Annotated in this window: 19 protein-coding genes and 3 pseudogenes; 16 read left to right on the top strand and 6 right to left on the bottom strand. The window is 67.7% G+C overall.

Annotation, left to right across the window (positions count from 1 at the left end):
- Positions 1-380: 380 nt before the first annotated feature.
- The 3 genes from ACIBK0_RS33355 to ACIBK0_RS33345 form a co-directional block, all read right to left on the bottom strand.
- On the bottom strand, positions 381-2,150 hold the full coding sequence (locus tag ACIBK0_RS33355; protein WP_399088083.1) for a trypsin-like serine protease: 1,770 nt from the start codon (positions 2,148-2,150) through the stop codon (positions 381-383).
- Between the two features lie 817 nt (positions 2,151-2,967).
- A complete protein-coding gene (locus tag ACIBK0_RS33350) occupies positions 2,968-3,489 on the bottom strand; it encodes a tyrosine-type recombinase/integrase (protein WP_399088081.1) in 522 nt (173 codons plus the stop codon).
- Between the two features lie 80 nt (positions 3,490-3,569).
- Positions 3,570-5,027 (bottom strand): amino acid permease, encoded by a 1,458-nt coding sequence (locus ACIBK0_RS33345; RefSeq protein ID WP_399088078.1) that lies wholly within the window; start codon positions 5,025-5,027, stop codon positions 3,570-3,572.
- A gap of 335 nt (positions 5,028-5,362) precedes the next feature.
- Between ACIBK0_RS33345 and ACIBK0_RS33340 the strand changes: the two genes are divergently transcribed.
- The gene (locus tag ACIBK0_RS33340) at positions 5,363-6,097 is read left to right on the top strand and encodes a FadR/GntR family transcriptional regulator (RefSeq protein ID WP_399088076.1); all 735 of its coding nucleotides are present in this window, start codon (positions 5,363-5,365) and stop codon (positions 6,095-6,097) included.
- Between the two features lie 76 nt (positions 6,098-6,173).
- A complete protein-coding gene (locus ACIBK0_RS33335) occupies positions 6,174-7,646 on the top strand; it encodes an APC family permease (protein ID WP_399088074.1) in 1,473 nt (490 codons plus the stop codon).
- A 158-nt stretch (positions 7,647-7,804) separates the two neighbouring features.
- Here the strand turns inward: ACIBK0_RS33335 and ACIBK0_RS33330 are convergent, their stop codons facing one another.
- A complete protein-coding gene (locus ACIBK0_RS33330) occupies positions 7,805-8,431 on the bottom strand; it encodes a low molecular weight phosphatase family protein (RefSeq protein WP_399088072.1) in 627 nt (208 codons plus the stop codon).
- A complete protein-coding gene (locus tag ACIBK0_RS33325) occupies positions 8,428-9,888 on the bottom strand; it encodes a polysaccharide biosynthesis tyrosine autokinase (RefSeq protein WP_399088070.1) in 1,461 nt (486 codons plus the stop codon). Before ACIBK0_RS33325 ends, ACIBK0_RS33330 begins: the two co-directional genes overlap by 4 nt.
- Positions 9,889-10,399: 511 nt before the next feature.
- Between ACIBK0_RS33325 and ACIBK0_RS33320 the strand changes: the two genes are divergently transcribed.
- From ACIBK0_RS33320 to ACIBK0_RS33300, 5 genes are all read left to right on the top strand, one after another.
- Positions 10,400-10,969 (top strand): hypothetical protein, encoded by a 570-nt coding sequence (locus ACIBK0_RS33320; protein ID WP_399088068.1) that lies wholly within the window; start codon positions 10,400-10,402, stop codon positions 10,967-10,969.
- 76 nt (positions 10,970-11,045) lie between these two features.
- Positions 11,046-12,872 (top strand): DUF4012 domain-containing protein, encoded by a 1,827-nt coding sequence (locus tag ACIBK0_RS33315; RefSeq protein ID WP_399088066.1) that lies wholly within the window; start codon positions 11,046-11,048, stop codon positions 12,870-12,872.
- Positions 12,865-13,722, top strand: a complete 858-nt coding sequence (locus tag ACIBK0_RS33310) for a glutaminyl-peptide cyclotransferase (RefSeq protein WP_399088063.1) — start codon at positions 12,865-12,867, stop codon at positions 13,720-13,722. The genes ACIBK0_RS33315 and ACIBK0_RS33310 overlap by 8 nt, the downstream gene beginning before the upstream one ends.
- 39 nt (positions 13,723-13,761) lie before the next feature.
- Positions 13,762-14,022, top strand: a complete 261-nt coding sequence (locus ACIBK0_RS33305) for a hypothetical protein (RefSeq protein WP_399088061.1) — start codon at positions 13,762-13,764, stop codon at positions 14,020-14,022.
- A gap of 49 nt (positions 14,023-14,071) precedes the next feature.
- Complete coding sequence (locus ACIBK0_RS33300; protein WP_399088059.1) at positions 14,072-14,407, top strand: hypothetical protein; 336 nt, start codon at positions 14,072-14,074, stop codon at positions 14,405-14,407.
- A 49-nt stretch (positions 14,408-14,456) separates the two neighbouring features.
- Here the strand turns inward: ACIBK0_RS33300 and ACIBK0_RS33295 are convergent.
- Positions 14,457-14,570, bottom strand: a pseudogene (locus tag ACIBK0_RS33295) (dTDP-glucose 4,6-dehydratase); the annotation flags it as partial.
- Positions 14,571-15,247: 677 nt separating this feature from the next.
- Here ACIBK0_RS33295 and ACIBK0_RS33290 point away from each other — a divergent pair.
- From ACIBK0_RS33290 to ACIBK0_RS33250, 9 genes and pseudogenes are all read left to right on the top strand, one after another.
- Positions 15,248-16,726, top strand: a complete 1,479-nt coding sequence (locus tag ACIBK0_RS33290) for a hypothetical protein (protein ID WP_399088057.1) — start codon at positions 15,248-15,250, stop codon at positions 16,724-16,726.
- A gap of 279 nt (positions 16,727-17,005) precedes the next feature.
- The gene (locus ACIBK0_RS33285) at positions 17,006-17,725 is read left to right on the top strand and encodes a class I SAM-dependent methyltransferase (protein ID WP_399088056.1); all 720 of its coding nucleotides are present in this window, start codon (positions 17,006-17,008) and stop codon (positions 17,723-17,725) included.
- A 493-nt stretch (positions 17,726-18,218) separates the two neighbouring features.
- Positions 18,219-19,508 (top strand): polysaccharide biosynthesis C-terminal domain-containing protein, encoded by a 1,290-nt coding sequence (locus ACIBK0_RS33280; RefSeq protein ID WP_399088054.1) that lies wholly within the window; start codon positions 18,219-18,221, stop codon positions 19,506-19,508.
- Between the two features lie 82 nt (positions 19,509-19,590).
- On the top strand, positions 19,591-19,737 hold the full coding sequence (locus ACIBK0_RS33275; RefSeq protein ID WP_399088052.1) for a hypothetical protein: 147 nt from the start codon (positions 19,591-19,593) through the stop codon (positions 19,735-19,737).
- A gap of 24 nt (positions 19,738-19,761) precedes the next feature.
- Positions 19,762-20,127, top strand: a pseudogene (locus ACIBK0_RS33270) (transposase family protein); the annotation flags it as partial.
- A gap of 417 nt (positions 20,128-20,544) precedes the next feature.
- Positions 20,545-21,309 carry an FkbM family methyltransferase gene (locus tag ACIBK0_RS33265; protein ID WP_399088050.1) on the top strand — a complete coding sequence of 255 codons (765 nt, stop codon included), beginning with the start codon at positions 20,545-20,547 and terminating at the stop codon, positions 21,307-21,309.
- Between the two features lie 163 nt (positions 21,310-21,472).
- Positions 21,473-21,652, top strand: a pseudogene (locus ACIBK0_RS33260) (helix-turn-helix domain-containing protein); the annotation flags it as partial.
- Between the two features lie 148 nt (positions 21,653-21,800).
- Positions 21,801-22,418: a transposase gene (locus ACIBK0_RS33255; protein WP_399088048.1), complete on the top strand. Its 618-nt coding sequence runs from the start codon at positions 21,801-21,803 to the stop codon at positions 22,416-22,418.
- A complete protein-coding gene (locus tag ACIBK0_RS33250) occupies positions 22,370-22,951 on the top strand; it encodes a transposase (RefSeq protein WP_399088099.1) in 582 nt (193 codons plus the stop codon). The genes ACIBK0_RS33255 and ACIBK0_RS33250 overlap by 49 nt, the downstream gene beginning before the upstream one ends.
- The last annotated feature ends 52 nt before the right edge of the window (positions 22,952-23,003 follow it).

The following is a 23,003-nucleotide window of genomic DNA, read 5'->3' as shown; positions in this document are numbered from 1 at the left end:
AAGACCCCAAGCCGTTCATCTGGACCAAGACAGCCCAAGAGATCCTCGACTCCCTCGCCCGCTTCTGCCGACGGATCTCTGGCGCAGGACACTAGGTGGCATAGGAATTCCCGGGCACGCCGCTGCCAGCCAGCCCACTCGGGAACGACGGCAGTGACGGCAGTCTTTGACGGCAACGTCTGCACACCCAACAGGCTTTGAACGCCTCACGGAGCACTCATAGTCCCCTGCCATGCGCTCGGAGTCCAGGCAGTCCCTTCACTTGGGCGAACTCCTAAAGCGGTGCTCCCCTTTTAAGGGGTTCAGTGACCGGCCCGTGTGAACGCGGCCCCCGGCGTGTCCCGAGGACACGCCGGGGGCCGCTCAGCAACGGTCCGCCGTCAGCCGAAGAGGTTGTACTGCTGCCAGCCGGTACCGATCGTCACAGGGGTGCTGAAGATGTCGGACGTGGCCTTGCCCGTGCCCGGGTACAGATAGAGCGTGCCGGCCGAGGTGCGGGCGACGAGGTCGGCCCTGCCGTCCCCGGTGATGTCGCCGACGGTGTCGAACGCGTTGAACTGGCTCCACGTACGGACCTGGATCCGGGCGCCGAACGCCCCCGAACCGGACTTGCCGGTGCCCGGGTAGAGGTAGACGTAGGAGTTGCTGCTGCTGCGGGCGATCAGGTCGGCCTTGCCGTCGCCGGTGAAGTCGCCGTGGCCGAGCAGCTGGTTGTACTGGTTCCAGCCGCTACCGCCCGCGACCGGCGAGCCGAAGGTGCCGTTGCCAAGGCCCGGGTAGATGTAGAGGATTCCGCTCGCCGTCACCGACAGCAGGTCGGGCAGGGCGTCGCCGGTGACATCGCCCGGTGCGACGATCTTCGTACGGGTGGACCAGTTGCCGAAGACCAGGGTGGTGGTCCAGCTGTCGCTCGCCGGGATGTAGTGCCGCCAGTAGACGGCGCCGGTGGAGGCGCGGCGGATGATCCGGTCCTGGTAGCCGTCCCGGTTGAGGTCGGTCTGCAGGACGACGTTCTTGTCGCTGTAGGAGCCCCAGGAGATCCGCGTGGCGAAGGACGTGCCCTTGGAGTCGTACTCGAAGCCGGTGTTGTCGGACGCGCGGCGCACGAACAGGTCGGCCATGGCGTCGCCGCTCAGGTTGGTGTCGTCGATACGCGGGTAGGTCGCGCCGACGTACGTGCTGACCTTCGTGAAGACGCTGTACGAGCCGGAGGCCACGCAGTCCTCGACACCCCAGGAGACCACGCCGACTATCTTGCCGCCGACGATCAGCGGGCCGCCCGAGTCACCGTTGCAGGCGGCGACGGTGCCGCTGTCCGAGCCGGTGGCCGGGGTGCCTGCGCAGACCATGTGGCCCGCGACGAAGTTGGTGGTGTAGGTGCTGGAGCAGGTGGCGTCCGCGACCATGGGCAGGGTCGCGGTGCGCAGCGTCTGCGCGATGTCGCCGCTGGTGGAGCTGGTGCGGCCCCAGCCGTACAGGGTGGCATTGGTGCCCGCCGTGTAGGAGGAGGTGTCGTTCGACGTGGTGATGTTGATGGGCTTGGCGCTGACCGGGTTCGGCAGCGTCAGGACCGCGATGTCGTTGTCGATCGTGGTCAGGTTGAACGACGGGTGGTTCCACTGCCGCCATACGCTGGAGACGGTGCCTCCGTGCAGGTCGACCGAGCCGTCGCTGTTGTCGGTCGGCAGCTGGTCGGTGCCGGTGACGATGGTGCCGTTGGCATACCAGTCGTAGCCCTTGACGCAGTGCGCGGCGGTGAGGATCTTCGTCGGGGACACGACCGAGCCGCCGCAGAAGAAGCCGGTGTCGTCCGAGGTGTCGCTGGTGCCCTTGTCGTCGTAGTACCAGAGCTGCGCCATCCACGGAGCCTTGGCGATCGTGGTCTCCGTACCACCGATGATCTTCGGATCGACGGTGGACGTCGCGGAGGCGGAGGACGTGGCGGTCGGCGTCGCGGTGGTCGCAGACGGCTTGGACCGCGTCTGCGAGGCCTGGTCGGTCCGCAGTGCGCCCTTCACACGGGCCGTCAGCTGGGCCTGTGAGGGGACCGCCGCCCTCGCCGGCGCGGGAGCGGCAGCGGGAGCGGGAGCGGGGGAAGCGTGGGCGGACGCCAAGGTGAGGGCGCCGGCGAGGGCGGCGGCAAGCGCCACGGCGGCGGGAACGACTCTCCGCGTCCGTCGCCTGCGTCTTACGCCCCCGTTGGCCCTGTGGGCAGAGAACACTCAGGTCTCCCGTCGGTGAAAGGGGTTTTCTCGCACGCGGACAGGGAGAAAGCCGCCGGCCGACGGCAGCTCGCGGATACCGCCAACTGGTTCGGGACCAACACGGCCCCGAAAGTCTGGTCCCCGCCCGGCGGCCGCCCGATCGTACGACCGATCAGGAATTAGCCCCGGGACCAGCCAGGAAACGAACGCGGAACAACCGCACATGAATTCGCAAAGTCGCCGAAGTCTGCGTCGCCGTGGACCGCCCTGCCCGTTCCCCTCCGGCAGGGGTGGCGACAGCGCCGTCGGCGCCCTGTGGAAGGTTGGATCCCGGTACGGCTGTCCGTGCGCTGGGAGCAGGGCTACGGGCTCTGCACGAACGGCCACCTCCCGCCACTGACAACGGCCTTGTGGCCACGGTTGGCGCCCACGACGGACGTCCCAGATCCGTGGCCAGGTCGTGCGGGGAACAGCAGGGAATGTCGGAGACTGAGGCAGCGACCAGCCGGACAGCGACACCGCTCCTCCGCAGGTCAGCACGGCAATCGGCCCTAGATCATCTGAGCTCCCAAGCTGAGAGCGCGAGTTCGGCGCAGACGCCGGATGACCTCGTCTTGATCCAATGGCGGATGACTTCGTTCTGGAAGAGCAAGCGGATACGCCTGCGTGGTGTCGAGCCCTACGACTGGACCGCGTTCATGCGCTTCACCGCTGATGAGGAGCGGTTGGGGGACCTGCTGCACCCACCCCGTTCCGCCGAGAGCTACCGCACCTGGGCGAAGGAGCAGGCGGCCGCCAAGTCCGACGGCGACCGCTTCCATGGGCACAGCGAGAAGGGCCGTCTCAGGAGAGGCCTCCTCCCCAGCCGGCCCTTCGTCTTGTTCGAGGCCGTGCCACACGCGTCCCACTCATGCCATGTGGATGCCACATGCCATGAGCCGAGGCCCCCACCGTCGCGGATCATGGCGCCGAGACGATCGGCGATGGTCTGGTCACGGTCGCTGGTCATGTGCTGATGGATCAGCGCGGCACGCGCGCTGCTGTGGCCGATGCGGGGCATCAGCTCACGAGCGCCGGCTCCGGCGGTCGAGGCCAGGGTTTTGCCGGTGTGGCGGAGATTGTGGAAGTGCAGTTCGGACGTGCCACCTGCTGCCTTCCGGGCCGTGACCCGGTCGTCCCGGAAGTTGCTCCGCCGCAGTTGCCCACCCTGCGGTTCGACGCATACGTGTCCGTGGTCGAGGAACGCCGCCCAGGCGACGGGACTTGACCGCGTAATCGAGGACACGGCTGAGGACGATGTACGCCTTGCGGACCGACTGCGGGCCGGCCCGCACGACCGGGCCGGCCCCTATGACGGGTCGGCCCCTATGACGGGGTGACCGCGCTGTGCGTCCTGTTCCGGCCCAGTCGTTCGCGGACCAGCGCGATAGCCACCACGCCCACGGCCACCAGGGTGGACAGGACCACCTGGTCGCGGCCGCCGCCCTCGGCCGTGTCGGTCAGCATGTAGCCCAGCACGAACGTGATCAGGGCGATGGTGGCCCAGGTCAGGTAGGGGTAGAGCCACATCTTGACGATCAGCTTCTCCGGCGCCTCCCGCTGGATGATCTTGCGCATCCGCAGCTGGGAGAAGCAGATCACCAGCCAGACGAACAGGGCGATCGCGCCGGAGGAGTTGAGCAGGAACTGGAAGACCGTGTCCGGCCACAGGTAGTTGAAGCCGACCGCGACGAAGCCGAAGACCACCGAGGCCAGGATGGCCGACTGCGGCACGCCACGACCCGTGGTGCGGCCGAGGGCGGCCGGAGCGTCACTGCGCCGGCCGAGGGAGAACGCCATCCGCGACGCGGTGTAGAGGCCGGAGTTGAGGCAGGACAGCACGGAGGTCAGCACGATGGCGTTCATGATCTGGGCGGCGTGCGGGATGCCGATGGAGCTCAGTGCGGCGACGTACGAGCCGTCCTTGAGGATCGCCGGGTCGTCCCAGCGCAGCAGCGACACCACGATCAGGATCGAGCCCAGGTAGAACACCGCGATGCGCCAGATCACGCTGTTGGTGGCCTTGGTGATCGCACCTTGTGGATCCTTGGACTCACCGGCCGCGAGCGTGACGATCTCACTGCCCATGAAGGAGAAGACCACCATCAGGACGCCGGTGAGGATCGCCCCCGGCCCGTGCGGCAGGAACCCGCCGTGCGCGGTCAGGTTGGAGAAGCCGGACGCCGGGTGGTCCGAGCCGGGCAGCAGCCCGAAGATCGCGAGGGCGCCGATCACGATGAACGCGGCGATGGCGACGACCTTGATGCCGGCGAACCAGAACTCGAACTCGCCGTACGAGCCGACCGAGGCCAGGTTGCTGGCGGTGAGGACGACCATGACGATCAGGGCCCAGCCCCATTGCGGGACCGCCGGGATCCAGCCCGCCAGGATCTTGGCTCCGGCGGTCGCCTCGACCGCGAGCACCACGACCCAGAAGAACCAGTACAGCCAGCCGATCGTGAATCCGGCCCAGCGGCCCAACGCGCGGTCCGCGTAGGCGGAGAACGAGCCGGACGTGGGGTTGGCCGCGGCCATTTCGCCGAGCATGCGCATGACGAGGACGACGAGGACCCCGACGAGCGCGTAGGAGACGAGAATGCCGGGGCCCGCGGCAGCGATGCCGGAGCCGGAGCCGACGAACAGGCCGGCGCCGATGACACCGCCGATCGCGATCATCGACAGGTGTCGGTTCTTCAGTCCGGCTTGCAGGCCGGATGATCCTGCCGGGGTGCTTTGGGTGGTGGCCGACGGGTCTGCGGTGGAGAGCGGGGGACGTGTAGTCATCTCGACATCCATGGAGGGAGTGCGGAAGAGGACATGCGTCGGCGAGCTGGGGCGGGGGTTGACCGCACAGCTTTCACCGAAGGGGGACGGGCGCCGTGAGGGGAAAATAGTTCACTACGATCTAAAAGAACAAGGCTTGTTTAAGTGTTCACCATGCTCTATTTTCCGTGCAGCGCGGAGCTGCTACTTCCCATACGGCTGCCGCGTCGTCTCCTGTGTTCCGGCACCCGTGGGAGCCCCTATGCGCAACACCGCGGCACGGTCGCGAGAACCACCGGTGCGGAGGGCGTCGCCGCGGGCCGTGACCCCGCTCAGCAGGCCGTTAGGGTGGCGTCGTGGTGAATCCAGCGGGCAAGTTCGGGCCCTACAACCAGCCAGGTCCAGCGCGGCCTGGGTTGGTCGCCGGGGTACGAGACGCCCGTGTCCTGCCCGGCAGGGGCCAGACGGGATCGGAGCTCGTCCGGTCACGGATAGCACTGCGGGTGCGCCTGAAGTCCGTGTCTCCGGGGGACCGGCTGCCGGACGCCGGCGTCCTCGCCGAGGAGCTGGGGATCAGTGAGATCACCGTGCGCCGCGCGCTGGAGGGGATGTGCCAGGACGGCTTGCTCGACCGCCGACGAGGCCGTGCGGGCGGCACCTTCGTCGCGCCGGAATGGGACGCGGTCGTCGCTCTGATGCACGACGCCGATGAGGCGGCTTCACTGGACGCCTTCCACCTCCTGCTCGAGTGCGGCCTCGTGGCGCACGGCGCGGGCGAGGTCCCGCCCGATCGACTCGAAGCGCTGCAGGCCCTGGTCGACGAGATGGACGTGGCCGACGACCAGGCACGACTGCTCGAACTGGAGACGCGCTTCCATCTCGACCTCGCGGAGGCGCTCGGCGGCGCCGGAATCCGCGAGTTCGCCGCCGACCTGCTCGGTCGGCTGTGCCTGTTGCTGCCCGATCCGACGCCCGAGGTGGTACGCGCGCAAAACCGCTGCCACGCCGACCTGCTCGCCGAGCTCGGCCGCGGTGCGATGGACCCGGCCGTGCGGGCGGTGAAGGCGCACCAGCACGCCCGCCCGAGCTGACGCCCGGTCGTGCCGACCCCAGTGCCGACACCTCACACGCCCCTTGCGCCGCCACACCGCAGAAGGAGTTGCCGCCATGCCTGACCCCGGAGCCGTCGGCCCGTCGTCGACATCGGGCCCCGTCCGCGGCACGCCCCAGCGCCTGCGCGGCGGTGTCCTCGGCATGGCGGACATCGCCGCGGCCACCATGGCCAACGTCGGCCCGGCCATGAGCTTCTTCTTCGGCTTCGCCTTCCTGGCCACCACCGCGGGCATCGCGTCCCCGCTGACCATCGCCGCCGCGGGCGTCGCGGTCGCGCTGCTTGGCAACACGCTCGCCGAGTTCTCCCGGGCACACCCCTCGGCGGGCAGCTTCATCACCTTCGTCGGCAAGACCTTCGGACCGGTCAGCGCGGTGACCACGGCTCTGTTGGCCGGACTCGGCTACATCATCGCGATGGCCTCCGTCATCGCGATCTCGGGTGGGTTCGTACAGATCACGCTGCACCACTACACCGGCGTCGACCTGCCGTGGATCATCTGGACGCTGCTGCTGACCGGACTGTCGGTGGTGCTGATGCTGCGCGGGGTGGTGGTCTCCACCAAGTGGGCCGGCTTCTTCTTCGGCGTGGAGATGCTGGTGCTGGTCGTCGTCTCGATCGCGGCGATCGTCGAACACCGCGGCCATCTCTCCGCCGACCCGTTCCTCCCCGGCCACATCAGCCACGGCCTCAGGGGCCTGGCAGCGGGCTTCCCGCTGGCGGTGTACCTGTTCATCGGCTGGGAGAACTCGGCGGCGCTGGCAGAGGAGACGGAGAACCCGCGGCGCAACGTCGGCCGCGCCGTGTTCTTCTCCGTCGCGATCATGACAGTGAGCTACATCCTCTTCTCCTACGCCACGGTGACCGGCTTCGACTACGACGTGGCCCGTCTCGGCGACTCCCGCATTCCCTTCATCGACGTCGCCCACGACACGCTCGGAGCGCTGGCGTTCGTCGCCTACATCGGCGGCCTGACCTCAACCCTCGGCGTACTGATCGCCGGCATCAACTCCCAGGCCCGCATGGTGTTCAACGCCGGACGCGAGGGGCTGCTCCCGTCCTTCTTCGGCTACGTGCACCCCACCCGCCGCACGCCGACCAACGCGATCGTCACCTTCACCGCCACCGCACTGCTGATCATCGGAGGCTGGGGCCTGGGCCATCTGCTCGGGTCCGACGGCGGCTCGATGAACCCCGTGGTCTTCTTCACCGAGTCATCGAGCCTGGGCGCCATCCTGATCCTGCTGGTCTACCTCGCGTCCAACATCGCCCTGCCGCTGTACTACCGCAGGTACCGTCCACAGGAGTTCCGGACGGTCCGGCACCTGGTGCTGCCCGCGATCGGCACCCTGGCCATCCTGGTTCCGCTGTACTACCTCGCCAAGCCAGGACAGCCCGCGCCGTACAGCTGGTTCCCCTTCGCGGCACTGGCCACCCTGCTCGCTGCCATCGGCTACGCGACGCTCCTGGTCCGCCGCGACCCGAGCCTGGCCGAACGTGTCGGTTCCGTCGTCGCCGACGTGGAGTGAGCATGTTGCTCTTGGGCGACCGAAGATCGCCACAACGAGCCCGGGCAAAGGGCCACGCGCCTGCCGAGCAGCCTGCGGCCAGAGCAGATTCAGCACACCTCAGGACGGGGAAACCCGCGAACACGTAGAACTACGGAGGGGTGTTTCCCGGGCCAGATTCAGACGCTCGCCCCGCCGCCCAGCAACCGGCCGAGCGTGCTCACCGCCCCGTCGATCTCGCGGGCGCACCCGTACAGCACCGAGTGGGACCTCCCCCACGGGTCCGCGACGTCGTCCTCGGCCGGCGGGACCGGGGCGGCGGCTCCGCGACGGCCGGCCGCGGCCGCGACTACGCCGTCGAAACCGTCCACGACCCGCCGGCCTTCCCCGTCCGGTACGCCGTCATGCGCGGTCGCCGCACCTTCCCCGCCCGCTTCCCCGCCCCGCACTTCGTCGACTCCCCCCACGGCGAGACGCACGAATTCCTTCAGGGTGAAGCAGCGCCGCATCGCCGACGGAGCGAGCCGCACGGCCGCCTCCCGGTGCTCGCGCCCGAGCCCGAGGACCAGCGCCGCTCCCACGACAAGCTGCGCGGTGAGCGGGCGGGCCGCGAAGCCGGAGCCGTCACCGCCCAGCTTCTCCAGCACCGCCCTGGTGGAGCTCTCCATGCCGGGCCGGGGCCACGCCTCCGTGCCGGCGCTCTCCGGCCGCACGGCCGAGCCGGGCGGAAGCCTCGCGGCCAGCAGCCGCTCGGCGAGCACCGAGCGGTGCACGTTGCCCGTGCAGACGAACAGGACCCGGGTCATTTCTCGCCCGCGAGATGCGTCGCCGCGGGTACGACGGCCTCCTCGCGGGGGGCCGACGCACGGGGAGCGGGCAGCTCGCCGTACCCGTAGTTGCCGTAGCGGCCGTAGCGGCCACCCCTTGGAACCGGAGCCATACTGAAGACCGTACCGAGGACGCGGACGCCCACGCGCTCCAGCGATTCCGCGGCGGTGCGCACCTGGTCCCGGCCGGTCTTCGCAGCGCGGACGACGAGCAACGCGCCCTGGGCGAGCGAGGCGAGTCCGATGGTGTCGGCGACCGGCAGCAGTGGCGCAGTGTCGATGATCACGGCCTCGTAGGCGTCCGCCAGCTCGCGCAGCACCTCTTCCATGCGCGCCGAGCCGAGCAGCTCCGTGGGGTTCGGTGGTACGGCGCCGCTGGCCAGCACCGACAGCCCGCCGCCGACCTGCTGCATCACGTCCTCGATACGGGCCTGCCCGATCAACACCGTGGTCAGACCGGCGTCCTGGACCAGGCCGAAGGCAGCGGCCACGCGCGGGCGGCGCAGGTCGCAGTCCACGAGGCAGGTGGAGACACCTGCCTCGGCGAGCGAGAGGGCGAGATTCACCGCGGTGTTGGTCTTGCCCTCACCGGGCACCGAACTCGTCACGACGATGACCCGCGGCGGGTCGTCGACCTGCGAGAACTGCAGGTTGGTGCGCAACTTGCGGAAGGCCTCGGCGCGCCGGGAGTGCCCGTCGGCGCTGACAAGCGGCTGCTTCGGCGCGTTCCTGTCGTACGGGATGACGCCGAGGCCCGGGAGCTCGGTGAACTCACCCAACGCCTCGGACGTCTTGAAGGTGGTGTCGAGCGTCTCGCGCAGGACGACGAGTCCGGCGCCGAGCAGCAGGCCGCCGAGTACACCGACGGCCAGGTTCAGCAGCGGCCGGGGGGAGACCGGGCCGGTGGGAGCGACGGCCTCCTGGGTCATGCCCAGGGAGACGGGCGAGGGAATGTCGCCGCCACGACTCTCGCTTCCCTTGCCGGGCGCGCGCTTGGGCGTCTCCAGCCGCTCGACGACCGTGATGAACCGCTCCGCCACGGCGTTGGCGATGCGTGCCGCACGACGGGGCACGGTGTCCCGCACCTTGATGTCGATGAGCACGGTGTTGAGCGGCGCCTCGGCGGTGATCTGGGACGCGAGTTCCTCCGGCGTGGTGCGCAGTCCCAGCTCTTTCACCACGGGCATCATCACCTGTCGGGTCGTCACAATCTCGGCGTACGACTGCACGCGTGCCTGCGAGAAGCTCTGCCCCTGGTTCAGCTGGGCAGTGTCCTCCTCACTGGTGTGGGTGGCGACAAAGAGCTGAGTTCTGGCCTCGTAGACAGGGGTGCTCAAGCGCGTCACGGCGAGTGCCGTCCCGATCGCGAGAACCAGACAGACCACGACGGTCGGCCAGCGTCTGGCAAGAGCCTTCAGGAATCCGTGGAGATCCAAGCTGCACCCCTCATAAACCCTCGTGGTCCGAGGCAATCACCCGAAATGAAATGTTCTGTTCCCTGCGCACAGCCGAAGATAGGGACTCACGTGCTCGAACTGGGGGAGCCACCCCTGCGTCGGGCTGTCGGACGACCCCGGTGGCGCAGACCGTCCGACCACTCGACGCGGCGGCATGGGCCAACAGTGGGCAGGCGCTCCACCATCCGGTGACTTCTGGGCACCGCCACACCAACAGATGTCGGTATGTCCCACTTATTCGATGTATCCAGATCTTGGTACCCAGACATGGATTACGGCCGACGCTGCAGCCTGGCCCGCATCGAAGTCGAGGAGAGTGAAGAGGATGACGACATCGCCCGGATGGAGGGTCGCCCTGGCATCGGCAGCATCAGCTGCCATGCTCATCGCGGCACCCCTGATTGGGGCTCAGGCCGCCTACGCACAGCCATACCCGGGGTCGCCCCCGCCCCTGAACGTCAGCACCACCACGGTCACGGCCGGAGGAGTGTTGAGCTTCGACACGCCAGCGGGAGTCTTCGCTCCCGGGCAGGGCATCACGGTACTGCTGGAATCGACCCCGATCGTCCTCGGCAATTTCCAGGCCGAGGACGACGGATCGGTGGCGGGTACCGTGGACATCCCGGAGACGGCACCTTCCGGTTGGCACGTCTTCCGGCTCACCGGGGACAACCCCGACCAAAGCATCGGCGTCACCATCTACGTGCAGGGCGGGGTCGGTGGCACTCCGACGCCGACTCCGACACCCACACCGACCAAGCCCCCGAAGCCGACCAAGCCCCCGAAACCGACCCACACCCCGACCAGCCGGCCCACCCACTCGGACAAGCCCGAGCACCCCGGTGGGCACGACGGACATGACGACGGACACAACGGATCCCTCGGAGGCGGCGCAGTCGCCGACCCGGCGGGCTACCAGCACCAGACTCAGCACCAGAACCGCGAAGGCCTCGCGGAGACGGGCAATGGGAAGGCCCTGACCGTGGGCGGCACCGCGGCGGCGCTGCTCGTGGCGGGCGGCGGCACGACGCTGGCCGTGCGCCGTCGCCGCAGTTCATGACGGGCAGTTCATGACGGAGCGAGACATCCGTGCGGCGGTAGAACAGCGTCCCGGCCCCGGCCGGGACGCTGTCCGCATGCCCGGCGCAGACCGCTCCGGCGAACGGGCACCGGACCGCCGCCGCGTACGCAGGAAGGCACTGCTGGCCATCGCGCTGCTCCCGCTGGCCGGCGCCGTCTGGATCGGTGTCACCGGGCTGCTCGCCCGCTCGGAGCTGCTCGCGGCCCAGCAGGACCTCGACGCGCTGCGGCACTCGGCGACGGCCGCGGCGGGGCCCGGCTCCGCCTCCGGAAAGGCGACCGCGCCCGCGCAGGTAGCGGAACAGGCAGTGCGCTCGGCCGCCGTCCACGCGACTCGGGCACATCGTCTTACCACCGGGCCGGCCTGGTACTCCGCCGCAGAGCTGCCCTTCCTCGGGCGTCCCGTCAGAACCGTGCGCGGCGCCACTTACGCGGCGGACCGGCTGGCCGGCGACGTGCTGACCCCGCTGACCGGGGTCCTGCCGCCGTCCACGCCGCACGGAAGCGGCGGCGGGATGTCCGAGGCCCTCGCGGAGTTGCAGCGCCACGGGCCTGAGATCGCCCGGGCCGCAGACGTCGCTGCCGAGGTGCGAACCGACGTGCACGGTCTGCCCCGGTCCACCTGGCTCCCGGCGGCCGACCGGGCCCGTGCCGGGCTGCAACAGCAGCTGGACCGCCTCGCCCCGGTGATGACCGACGCCTCCCTGGCGGCGCGCGTCCTGCCGCCCATGCTCGGTACGCAAGGACAACGGCGTTACTTCCTCGCGTTCCAGAACCTCGCCGAGGCACGAGGCACCGGGGGTCTTCCGGGCGCCTTCGCCGTGCTGCGGGCCGACCGGGGCCGGCTGTCCTTCGAGCGGTTCGGCAACAACACCGAGATGGAAACGACGAAGCCGGACATCGACCTCGGGGCCGAGTTCAACGCCCGCTACGCGGGCAGCGACCCCATCCACGTGTGGCCCAACTCCAACAAGAGCCCGCACTTCCCCTACGCGGCCCGCATCTGGGCAGCGGCATGGCGCAAGCACACCGGCGAACGCGTGGACGGGGCGATCGCCGTCGACCCGGTCACGCTGAGCCGTCTCTTGCGGGTCACCGGCCCGGCCCGCATGGCCGACGGCACCGAGCTCACCGCCGACAACGTCGTGGACCTCACCGAACGGGCCAGCTACGCGAAGTACGACGACGTCGCCCGGCGCAAGGCGTTCTTCGTCGACGCCGCCCGTGCCGCCGCCGCACAGCTGATGGGGGCGCTCGACGACACGCGCCGACTGCCCGCACTCCTCGTCGCCGTGAACGACGTCCAGCGGGACGGACGGCTCAAGGTCTGGAGCGCCCACACGGCGGAGCAGCGCCTCCTGGAGTCCCGCCCCTACTCGGGCACGCTCCCCAACACTCCCGGCCCCTTCGCGGGACTGGTGGTGAACAACGCGGCCGGCAGCAAACTGGACTACTACCTCGACCGGAGCCTGACCTGGGAAGCGGGCGCCTGCTCCGGCGGCGGCCGCACGGTCACTGTGACCATGACCCTGACCAACCGGGCGCCGGCCTCCGGCCTGCCCGACTACGTGACCATCAGAGCGGACTCCCCTCCCTACCGCACCCGGCCGGGCGACAACCGCCTCCAGGTGTCGTACTACGCCGGGGTGGGAGCCACCCTCGCCGACGCGACCCTGGATGGCCGCCGCGCGCTGCTCGCGCCCGGCGTCGAACGCCGCCACTCCGTGTTCACGCTGGACCTGGAGCTGCCCGCCGGCGCCCGCCGCACCCTGGTGCTGCACCTGCTGGAGCCGCACGCGGACGGCGCGCCGACGCTGCTGCGTCAGTCCCTCGTGAGGCCGCAACGGACCACGCTCAAGTCGGGAGGGACCTGCCGTGTCTGAGCGCGTGCGCCGCGCGGCAGGGGCCGTACTCGCGGCCGCGCTGCTGCTCGCGTCACGCCCCCCGGCAGACCGCGCCCCCGACAACCCGGCAGGCCGAGCCGTGGAGGGGAGGCAGACCGCGGCGCATCGGGTCGAGCCGTTGCGGGTCAAGGTGCTCGAGACCCTTCCGCACGACCCGCAGGCGTTCACCCAGGGACTCGAGATGGCCGACGACACGCTCTACGAAGGCACCGGCATCTCCGGCCGGTCCTCGGTACGGGCAGGGCATCCGGGCAAAGAGCCCACGATCCGCGCGGCACTCCCCGCGCCGTTGTTCGGTGAGGGCATCACCGTGCTCGGCCGAACCCTGTGGCAGCTCACCTGGCGGGACCGGATCGCCATCGAGCGCGACGCCAAGACGCTCGCGGAGCTGCGTCGCGTCCCGTACCCGGACGACGGCTGGGGCGTGTGCCTCCAGCAGGCCCGGCACCGGCTGGTGACCAGCGACGGCTCGTCACGGCTGACGTTCCGCGACCCCGGGACGCTCGTGGAGACGGGCGAGGTCACCGTGACCGAAGGGGGCAGGCCGGTGACGGAGCTGAACGAGTTGGAGTGCGTCGGCGCCGCCGTGTACGCCAACGTGCTCTTCACCAACCGCATCGTGCGCATCGATCCCGCCAACGGAGCGGTGACGGCGAGCATCGACGCCTCCGGCCTGCTGCGCGACGACGAACTCGTCCCGGGGTCCACGCTGAACGGCATCGCGGCGGTCCCTGGCACGGATCAGTTCCTGATCACGGGGAAGTTCTGGCCCAGAATGTTCAAGGTGGTGTTGGTCTCGGCCCGACAGACGGGCGGCCCCGGCGGCTGAACCGGAGCGCGGCGGCAGGAGGTGGAGTCGTACTCCACGATGACCCGCTCGCTGCTGGGGATGGCGGACCGGTTACGAGTGCCAGGGGTGACGCGGGTGGTGATGGAGGCGACATGGGGGCTACTGGAAGCGGTGTTCCATCTGCTGGAGGCGGGCGGGTCCGAGCCGCGGCTGGTCGACGCCCGCGATGTCAAGCAGTTGCCCGGTCGGCCGAAGACCGACCGGTTGGATGCGATGTGGCTGTGCAAGGTCGCTGAGCGGCAGATGATCCGGGCGAGTTTCGTGTCGTGCGGGATCTGACCCGTTGCCGGTCCGATCTGGTGGCGGTGCGTACTGCGGAGAAGCAGCAGTGGAGAAGCTGCTGGAGGACGTGCAGATCAAGCTCAGTGTGGTGGTCAGTGACCTGTTCGGGGTCTCGGGTCGGGCCATGCCGGGCGCGCTGGCCGACGGTGAGCGGCGTCCCAGGGTGCTGGCGCAGCCAGCCCGGGTGGACGGGATCGAAGCCGATATCGCGGCGCTGGACAGCAGGATCGAGGAGGAGATCGCCCCTTTTGACGCGGCGCTGGACCGGCCGGCTGACATCCCCGGTGTCCAGGCCACCGCGGCCCGGGTGTTCACCCCCAAGGTCAAGGAGTCCGCGGGTAAGCGACCGACACCTTCCTCAGCGAACGCTACCGGCGCATAGCCCGCCGCCGCGGCCGTGAGAAGGCCGTCGTCGCCGTCGGTCGGCCCCTGGCGTTGGGACACCGTGGGTCGGTCTCCGGCCAGGAACCTTCGTCGAGCGAGCCGTACACCTCGTCGGTGGAACTGTAGACGAAGGTGCGCAGCCAGTGGCGCGCCGCTGCGTCCGGGTGCCCAGGACGGTGGTATATCGAGGCCGAAGACGCCGCCGCTCCCGACAGTTGACTCGATTACATGGGCCCTGTCCCCAACGACGATCCCCACGTCCCTGATCCCGGCCGCGGCGATCGACTCGAGCCCGTGTGTGTCTCGTCGTCCGGGCTGAAGGCGAGGTACACCGGCAGCGCTGCCCCTGTGGCATCGGTGGCGACCCCGACCGGCGAGTGTCAGGCGGGTTTGCCGAAGCATCTTCGCCTCGCGCGAGGCTGCTCCTGGCTGCACCGTGTATGCGCAGGCTCGACCAACGACGTGTCGGGCACGTTCTGCCCGGACAGCCACATTCGCCCTCCAGCTGACTACAGCAACTCGCTTCGGGCCCATGAACGTGCCCGTGCCCACTACCCACGGCAGGTGGCGGACGCGACCGAGTGTGTCCGACAGGTCCACTATCCGACCGGTGGCTGCGCTTGGCTGCGAAGAAGATTCACCCGACAGGCAGCGTCATCTGACTCTCATGGGCCTGCCTGGGGGCGCCTGGGCGGGGCTGGGACTCTCCCTGCCCGCACCTTGGTCAAACGAGACAAGCCGGGAACACTCCGGGCCCTGCCAAAAGACCAGAGGTGGCCGACTGAGCCACTAATGTCCGGGACATAGTTCGCATTCGGTCGATAGCCCGCGGGTCATCATGAGCGGCGTTATCGCCCTGGATTGGATCAGTTCGATGGGTGGCTCCGAGAAGGTGCGCGACGTCATGGTTGAGACATTTCCGGATGCGGAGGTGCGATGCCTCCGGAGCGACGACGCAGGCCTTCGCTACCCGACCCTGGTGGTGCGCGAGTCCCGGATCGCGAAAGCGCCGCTGCGCCGGACGAAGGCGACCTACAAGCACCGCTCGACCGCGTTGGCATGGGGCGTCGGTGCCACGGCCGCGCTGATCGGCGTCCAGGTGTTGCACGTCCACGTATTCACGGTACTTACAGTCTTCTGGTTGCTGAGCGTGCAGGCGAAGCCTGGCCGCTGGGGCGTTGCCATCGGACTCGGGCTTGCCGTGATCCCGGTGGCCATCACCGCGTTCACGGGCGAACTAGTGGACAACGCCGCCCTGGCCCTACAACTGCTCGCCCTAGCCGGCAACGCAACCATGATCGCGGCCAAGAGCGACCGGGACGACCGTCGCCTGATGCTGTACGGCGTCCTGTCGACCTCGACCATCGCGTCCGTGGTCGGCCTCATGCAGGTGAGCGGTGTCTTGGGTCTCGGACTGTGGCACCGCGAAATCAGTTCGCTTGGCCGCCCGCAGGGCATCTACCCGGAGCCCGACTGGCTCGGCCTCTTCGGCGCCATCGGCTTTGTCCTGGCGTGGCGGATGTTGCCGCGGTCGACGTTCCGCAACGTCGTGCTCGCTCTCAACGCATCCACCCTTGCCTTGGCCTTCGCTAGAGCCGCATGGCTCGGGCTGTTCGCGGCCGTTGTGCTGCACATGGCTTTCTCGCTGGCAGATCGGCGTCGAGAAAGTCGGCAGGCGAGAGGCCGAACTGTTCCAACTCTCCTGTTCCTCGTGGCCCTCGCTGCCGTCGGCTTGGCAGCGTCGCCTGGCCTGCGCGCTGATCTCGCAGATCGGGCTCAGTCGATCTTCATCTCGAACCCCAATGACGTCTCTGGCCGAGCGCGGGTGCAGCAGATAGAGGGCCTGACCCGTCTGGCCGAGACTGCGCCATGGTATGGGCACGGCATCAGCGCGAGCGGCCGCGTGGGTGTCACCGGCATCTACAACCCGCGGTCCGAGAACAGCGTCGGGAGTAACTGGGTGCTGTCCCTCTGGGTTGACGCGAAGTACCTGGCCGTCCCATTGATCTTGCTACTGATCGGCGCGGCGGCCGCGGGTACGCGGACCGTTGCGGGTCAGGCCCTCGCCGTCGTCGTGGTCAACAACCTGTTCTCGAACGCCTCGTTCTCCCCGATCACGTGGCTCCTGCTTGGGCTTGCGCTTGCGGCTCGATCAGTTCCAGTCAACGATCGGCCAGAACGCGATGCCGCAGACGGCGAGCAACACCACACACATCGCGAAAGGCCTAATGGGGTCGGCACAACCGAGAGCCCAAGGCCGCCGCGGCCGCATGGACGCCCACACCCCGCACACCGCGCTACTGACGAGTGGACATGAAGGAAGCATGCCGTCGGTCGTATCGCTGGCATCGCGCAGATCGTAGCCAGCGACCCGGTCCAGGCCCGTCTTCTGCCAGCCTGGAGACGTGCCCTCCGGAAGTGTCAATCACTTCGAAGCGTGGAGACGTTGTTATGCCACTTCGGCCCTGATTGGGCCGTTGCTGTTCCCCGTGCCTCTGCCATGCGACATGTGTTGGTGGAGCATATCCAGCCGTCGCCCCCGACGTCTCAGCAAGGTCCCCGCCGCACCATTCGTGGCCGGCAGATCGGAGTACCCATGACATTCAGGACAGCCGTACGGAAGAACGTTCGAGAGATTCCGTGGCTGGGCACTAAAGCAGCGACACTTTCACGCCTCCCCAGGAAGCTTTCCTTTCCAGGATCTCAGAATTACTGGGAGGCACGCTATGCACAAGGAGGCACATCTGGTAATGGATCCGAAGGGGTCCTGGCTCGCTTCAAGGCTGAAGTCTTGAATTCGTTTGTCCAGCAGCACGATGTGGCTTCGGTCATCGAGTTCGGTTGCGGGGATGGTCGGCAGTTGACGCTCGCAAAGTATCCCCGGTACCTAGGCCTCGACATCTCCAGGACAGGACTGCGCCAAGCCATGACTCTGTTCGCGGGAGATCCCACAAAGAGTTTCATGCAGTATGACTCTCGCCATTTCCGCGATGACGCAAGATTCCTAACGGCAGATTTGTCGATGTCGCTGGATGTAATCTACCATCTGGTCGAGGATGAGATTTACCTGCTCCATCTGGATCACCTCTTCTCCTCCGCGCGCCGTTTCGTAATTCTGTATACCAGTGACTCGTGCGAATTTGCTGCCAGCGGATATACCCCCCCTCATGTGCGCCATCGTCCAGTGACACTGGACGTCACCGAAAGGTTTCCAGAATGGCAAGTTCGACAGAAAATCAACAACCCCTACCCGTATGTTGGCGGTTCGGGCACTAACACATCCTTTGCGAACTTCCTCATTTATGAGCCGAGGTAACAGCCAGCGCAGCATCTCTCAAGCAGTGCGTCCGGGTTGATGGGGCTTCAGGATTCGGGGCGGGACTGCGGTGTGGTCGCCTGGGCCTGATACGAAGGCAGGCACGGCTCCTGGGATCAACTCATCGACGCCGCACCGGCTGCACCCGATGACCTCTCCAGCATGCTGACTTGCCTGGCTCAGGTACCGGACCCTCGCCGACGCGACCGCCAAGCTGCAGATCAACGCGGACCGCTGGCTGGTCCGTCTGGCAGGCTCCGAGGACTGGGACGTCGCCACTCTCAGTAATCGGCAGTCAATCTGCACCTCCCATTCAGCTCCGCGCATGAACCCACGCTGGGGCCCTTGGCCGACCGGGGTACGAGACACCATCAAGTGATACCGAGCGGCCCTTGCCTGGCCTGCGTGGTCGGCCAGAAGATCCGCGACCACACCACAACAAGAACAGACTCCTTCCGCGCTCGAAGCGCTCTGTGCGAACGAGGGTTATTCGTTGAAGACTTTGCGCGCTCGCGTCGGTGTCAACTTGACCTCGAACGCTGCACTCACGCTCGTGGGATTCTTCACTGCACCCCTACTAGCGCGCGGTCTCGGCGTTGGCGGAAGGGGGGAAGTGGTAGCGGCAATCGCTCCCCTTGCACTCTGTGCCACAGCCTTCAACTTCGGCATGCCGGCCGCGGTTACCTACTTCGTGGCGCGTGGGGGATACCGAGCGCGGGCTGTGCTGGCGCGAGCCGGATGGGTGATGCTTGCCGCGTCGGTACCGGCGATGGGTGCAACCTTCGCAGCCCGATCCTGGCTCAGCTCGGGGAATGGCGATCTCACCCGGCTAATCTCGCTGTCGTCCGTTGCGATCTTTCCCACGATGCTGGTGTCCCTTCTGCAGGCGGCTGCAATTGGCCGTGACTTGTGGGGTCACGTCTTAGCAGAGCGCGTCACTTCAGCGGTGCTGCGTGTGATTCTTCTGGCGCTCCTCATGTTCGGGGGTCACCTCACCCCGACCAACGCGGTCGTAGTCCTGTGCTGGGTCCCGGTTCTGGCTGGTACGGTTTATTTGTTCACGTGGAGGGCCTTGGGCGAAGTAGCCGTCAAAACCGGTGCCTCCCACGGGCTAATGCGATTTGGAGTTCAGGTCTGGGTCGGCTCAGTCTCCGGCCTTCTACTTTCACGGCTGGACCAGCTCCTTATTGTTCCGCTGGCTAGCACCGCTGCACTTGGTCACTACGCAGTTGCCGTGTCGCTGAGCGAGGTCGCGCTGATCGTGAACAGCACCTTCCGAGAAGTCATGGTCACCGAGGCAACTAGGTGGTTTGACGGAGTGCGGCTCGCCGCGGCATCTCGTATTTCGACTGTTGCCGCTCTTGCCATTGGCGCTGGCTGCGCAGCCGCGAGTTGGGTCGCCATTCCGGTCCTCTTTGGCCCCGCGTTCGAGGCGGCGGTCATGCCAACCTGGATCCTGATCCTCGCGGTGATCCTTGGAAGCCCTGGGTCACTTGCAGGCGTGGCCTTGATGGCGCTCGGCCAGCCAGGTCTCCGCAGCTGTAGCCAGGCGGTTGGCTGCGCGATCAACGTTGCGGCGTTGGTGGTGCTCGTCCCTACGTTCGGCGCAGTGGGGGCAGCTCTTGCGACCCTTGTGGGCAACATGACCGCTGCGAACCTCGCCATCTATTGGCTTAAGACACGACACTCAGTCATGGCGAGAGACTTCTACCGAATCAGTCGAAGCGACCTCGTTGCTTTGACGGAGACCGCAAGTCGCGCGTTCCGAGGACGATCCGGGTGACCACGGTGAGCTGAACCGGATTTTGTAGCGGCCTTGTAGCCAGGCCTGATCGCCTCGGCAGATGGGAGAACGCACAGGCCCGATGCCTGCACAAAGGAAATGTTCGGACGAGCTGCGCAAGCGGGCCGTCCGTGAGGTCCAGACCTTCTGCCGGCCAGTCGCCCACGTGGCCCGCGACCTCGGCATCCACAAGCGGTATGGGCTCGTCGAGCGAGGTAAGAAGGTGTAACGTGACCTATTTGCGGTCTCTGCTCCGGTTCCCGGGAGCCGGCACGATACGTATGCCTGGGGGCACTCCGGCTTCCCGGAGGTCTTCGCCGACCGGGAATCCATGGGGGACCTGGGCTACATCGGGATGGGCATGCTCACCGCCCGACGCAAACCACCAGCTCAGGACCGGCCTGCGTCCGACAAGGTGTTCGACCAGAGCATCAGTAAGCTCCGTGCAGCAGTCGAGCGGGCCATCGCCCACCTCAAGGACTGGAAGATCCTCGCCACCCGCTACCGCGGCCCCCTCACCCGCTTCCCCCGCATCGTCAAACCATCACCTGTCGGCGTACGAGGTTTTCAGGTGTACGCCGACATCACCGCCCTCACCTTCTACAAGAAGGGCTGGTGAACCCCGTGAATAGCCTCCGGGACTTGAATCCGGCTGTAAACTGCCGTCGCGCAGCTCACTGTCCCACCGTGCTGTGAAGCGGATCATCAGCCCATCCCTGACAATAGGGAATTTGGCAACACCTCCTGCAAATTGTTAATCGGCGGAGAAGGAGCGGGAGCGGGCCGCGTGCATTCGGGTCGACTCGAACGCCCTCGGGCGGAAAATTCCGTTTCGGGGGCGTTTCGCCTTTCGGCTCGCATTCCGGGTGGGTTGTCAACGGCGTTTGAGGCCACCGATGGAAAAACCCTCCGGCTGATGATCCGTCAGGATTGGCCCGGTGACGCTCCGACCGAGCGAAACGCCCCGCGAACCTGGCATGCAACCCCGCCCGACTCCTGGTTCAGGAACCCCACCCGAGCACCCTGGAGAAACCCCTTGATCACCGTTCACCGGCACGGCCACAGGGTTCGCTTCCCTGACGTTCCCAACGCCACCGAGGTTCCCTACACCTACAAGAATTTTCAGACCGGTAGCTGGTACGAGGAACGCTTCCTGGAGCACATCCGGCAGGCGGGGCGGCGCGGGGTCTACATCGACGCTGGGGCGCACATGGGCACCGCCACCACGTGGTTCGCGATGTTGTGCCCGTCGTCCCACGTGCACGCGATCGAGCCCGTGGCGCGCTTCGCGGACCAGATCGAGCGGGTCATCGACGCGAACCAGCTGGCCGAGCAGGTCACCCTGCACCGCGTCGGTGTGTCCGACGAATCAGGCACCGCGACCAACTACCTGTCCCCGGAGCACCAAACCGGCTTCGACCCTACGGGGGCCCCGACGGGCCGCGACGAGACATTCGCCGTGACCACGCTCGACGAGCTGATCCACGATCCTGTCGCGGTCATCAAGATCGACGTCGAAGGCATGGAAGACAGCGTACTCAAAGGCGCGTCGCGGATCCTCTCCACGGACCACCCGACGGTCTACGTCGAGGCGTGGAACCGCGCCCGGCTACGCGATATCCAGCGCGTGCTCAAGCCGTTCGGCTACGGCCTGACCGGGCACGTGTTCAACGCGACTCCCACCTACGAGTTCAGCACGTCCGCGGCGGCCGGAGCGTCGGTCCGTCTGGCCGCGCACCAGCTCTCGCACGTCGCCCACCGGACCCTGTCGAAGGCGGCGAAGCGGGCTGGCATCCGCTGAACGGGCCGTCGAATACGAAAAAAGGCCCCCGCGTCCACCCAGCGAATATAGGGGTCGTTGCAACACAAGTGATCAACTGGCTGTTGCCAGGAGCTTACTCAGGTTGTACTCGTGGAGTCCGTGAGGCCGTGACGGTTCTTGATCGTTGCGGTACGACGTCGTCATGCGGTACGCGCATGGGGTCGGGCTGACGCCCAAGGAGCAGCAGAAGCGGGAGCGGGTGCGGCTGGAGGCGGCTGAGAGGTTCGCTCATGGTGAGAGGACCGAGGCCGTCGCGCGGGATCTTCGGGTGATGGCGCAGTCGGTGCGTCGCTGGCGGCGGGCGTGGGAGCAGGGTGGTGCGGACGCGTTGCGCTCGGCGGGGCCGGCGTCGGTGGAGCGGTTGAGCCCTGCGCAGTGGGAGCGGCTGGAGCGGGAGTTACGGCGCGGTCCGCTCGCGCCTGTCGGAGGCCGAGCAGCTCCAGCTTCACCACGAGGCGCTGTTCCGGCGTGTGGCCTCGGACTCCACCGCCCGGCGCACGCTGACCGCGCTCGACGAGGCAGCCCTGGTAAAGATCGCCAAGGCGCGGGCGCGGGTGCGTCGGCACGTGTGGAGTCTGCTGCGTCTGCGGCCCGGTGGCTTCCCGTGGCTGGTCGTGGCGGGCAAGCGGTTGTGCGGCTGGATCGTCATCGACCTCGACGCCACGATCATCACCGCGGCGTCGAAGAAGGCCGGGGCGGCGGTCACCTTCAAAGAGATGTTCGGGTTTCATCCGCTGGCCGCGTGGTGCGCGAACACGATCGAGCCCCTGGCCATGCTCCTGTGCCCGGGGAATTCCGGCGCGAACACGATGGCGGACCACATCGCCGTGCTCACCGACGCCCTCGCCCAGATCCCGGGCTCTGCGGCGGCGAAGATCCTGGTGCGGGTGGACGGGGCCGGAGCCACTCATGGGCTGTTGGAACACCTGGAAGCCTGGAACACAACGCGGCGCACAGTGCGATACACAGTCGGCTGGAAGATCACGATGACGACGAGCGGGCCATCGCGAGGCTGCCCGAGACCGCCTGGGAGACCTCCGTGCACCAGGATGGCAGCGTCCAGGAGGGCTACTTCGTCGCCGAGTTGACCGGGGTGAACACCCGCGAGGGCTGGCCGGAGAGAATGCGGCTGATCGTGCGCCGCGTCAAGCCCTCCCGGCGGCACCTGAAGAAACTCACCACGTTCGAGAAGGAGACTGGCTGGCGCTACTGCGTCACCGCGACCAACATCAGCCAAATGTGGGGCATCCCCGGCTCGGGCCACGCCCAGTTCCTGGACGTGCTGCACCGCTCCCACGCCGGCGTGGAAGACCGGGTACGCACCAACAAGGCGATGGGCCCGGGCAACCTGCCCTCCGCCTCCTGGGAGGTCAACCGTGGCTGGATGCTCGCCGCGAACCTCGCCACCGATCTCGACGCCTGGCTGCGGCTTCTGGCCCTGCACGACATCGACGACCTGGCCGACGCCGAGCCGGACACTTTGTTCCGCCCTCTACCACCTGCCCGCCGCCTCGCCGACCACGCCCGCCGCCACTTCCTGCGGATCGAGCGGACCTGGCCTTGCGCGAAGGCGTTCACCACCTGCTGGCACCGGTTGACCGCCCTGCCCGCCGTCACCTGACCACCAGACCACCAGCCCGACCAGACAAGGAAAGGAGCAGACCCACACGACA

The organism is Streptomyces sp. NPDC050564, from assembly GCF_044457265.1.
Taxonomy (GTDB): Bacteria; Actinomycetota; Actinomycetes; order Streptomycetales; family Streptomycetaceae; genus Streptomyces.
Note: the sequence above shows the minus strand (reverse complement) of the source record. Positions and strands in the feature narration are given on the sequence as shown.

Excerpts from the sequence above, each read along its gene's own strand:
- ACIBK0_RS33345 (WP_399088078.1), bottom strand. The coding sequence starts at position 5,027 with ATGACTACACGTCCCCCGCTCTCCACCGCAGACCCGTCGGCCACCACC.
- ACIBK0_RS33335 (WP_399088074.1), top strand. The coding sequence starts at position 6,174 with ATGCCTGACCCCGGAGCCGTCGGCCCGTCGTCGACATCGGGCCCCGTC.
- ACIBK0_RS33330 (WP_399088072.1), bottom strand. The coding sequence starts at position 8,431 with ATGACCCGGGTCCTGTTCGTCTGCACGGGCAACGTGCACCGCTCGGTG.
- ACIBK0_RS33315 (WP_399088066.1), top strand. The coding sequence starts at position 11,046 with ATGCCCGGCGCAGACCGCTCCGGCGAACGGGCACCGGACCGCCGCCGC.
- ACIBK0_RS33305 (WP_399088061.1), top strand. The coding sequence starts at position 13,762 with ATGACCCGCTCGCTGCTGGGGATGGCGGACCGGTTACGAGTGCCAGGG.
- ACIBK0_RS33290 (WP_399088057.1), top strand. The coding sequence starts at position 15,248 with ATGAGCGGCGTTATCGCCCTGGATTGGATCAGTTCGATGGGTGGCTCC.
- ACIBK0_RS33285 (WP_399088056.1), top strand. The coding sequence starts at position 17,006 with ATGACATTCAGGACAGCCGTACGGAAGAACGTTCGAGAGATTCCGTGG.
- ACIBK0_RS33275 (WP_399088052.1), top strand. The coding sequence starts at position 19,591 with ATGCCTGCACAAAGGAAATGTTCGGACGAGCTGCGCAAGCGGGCCGTC.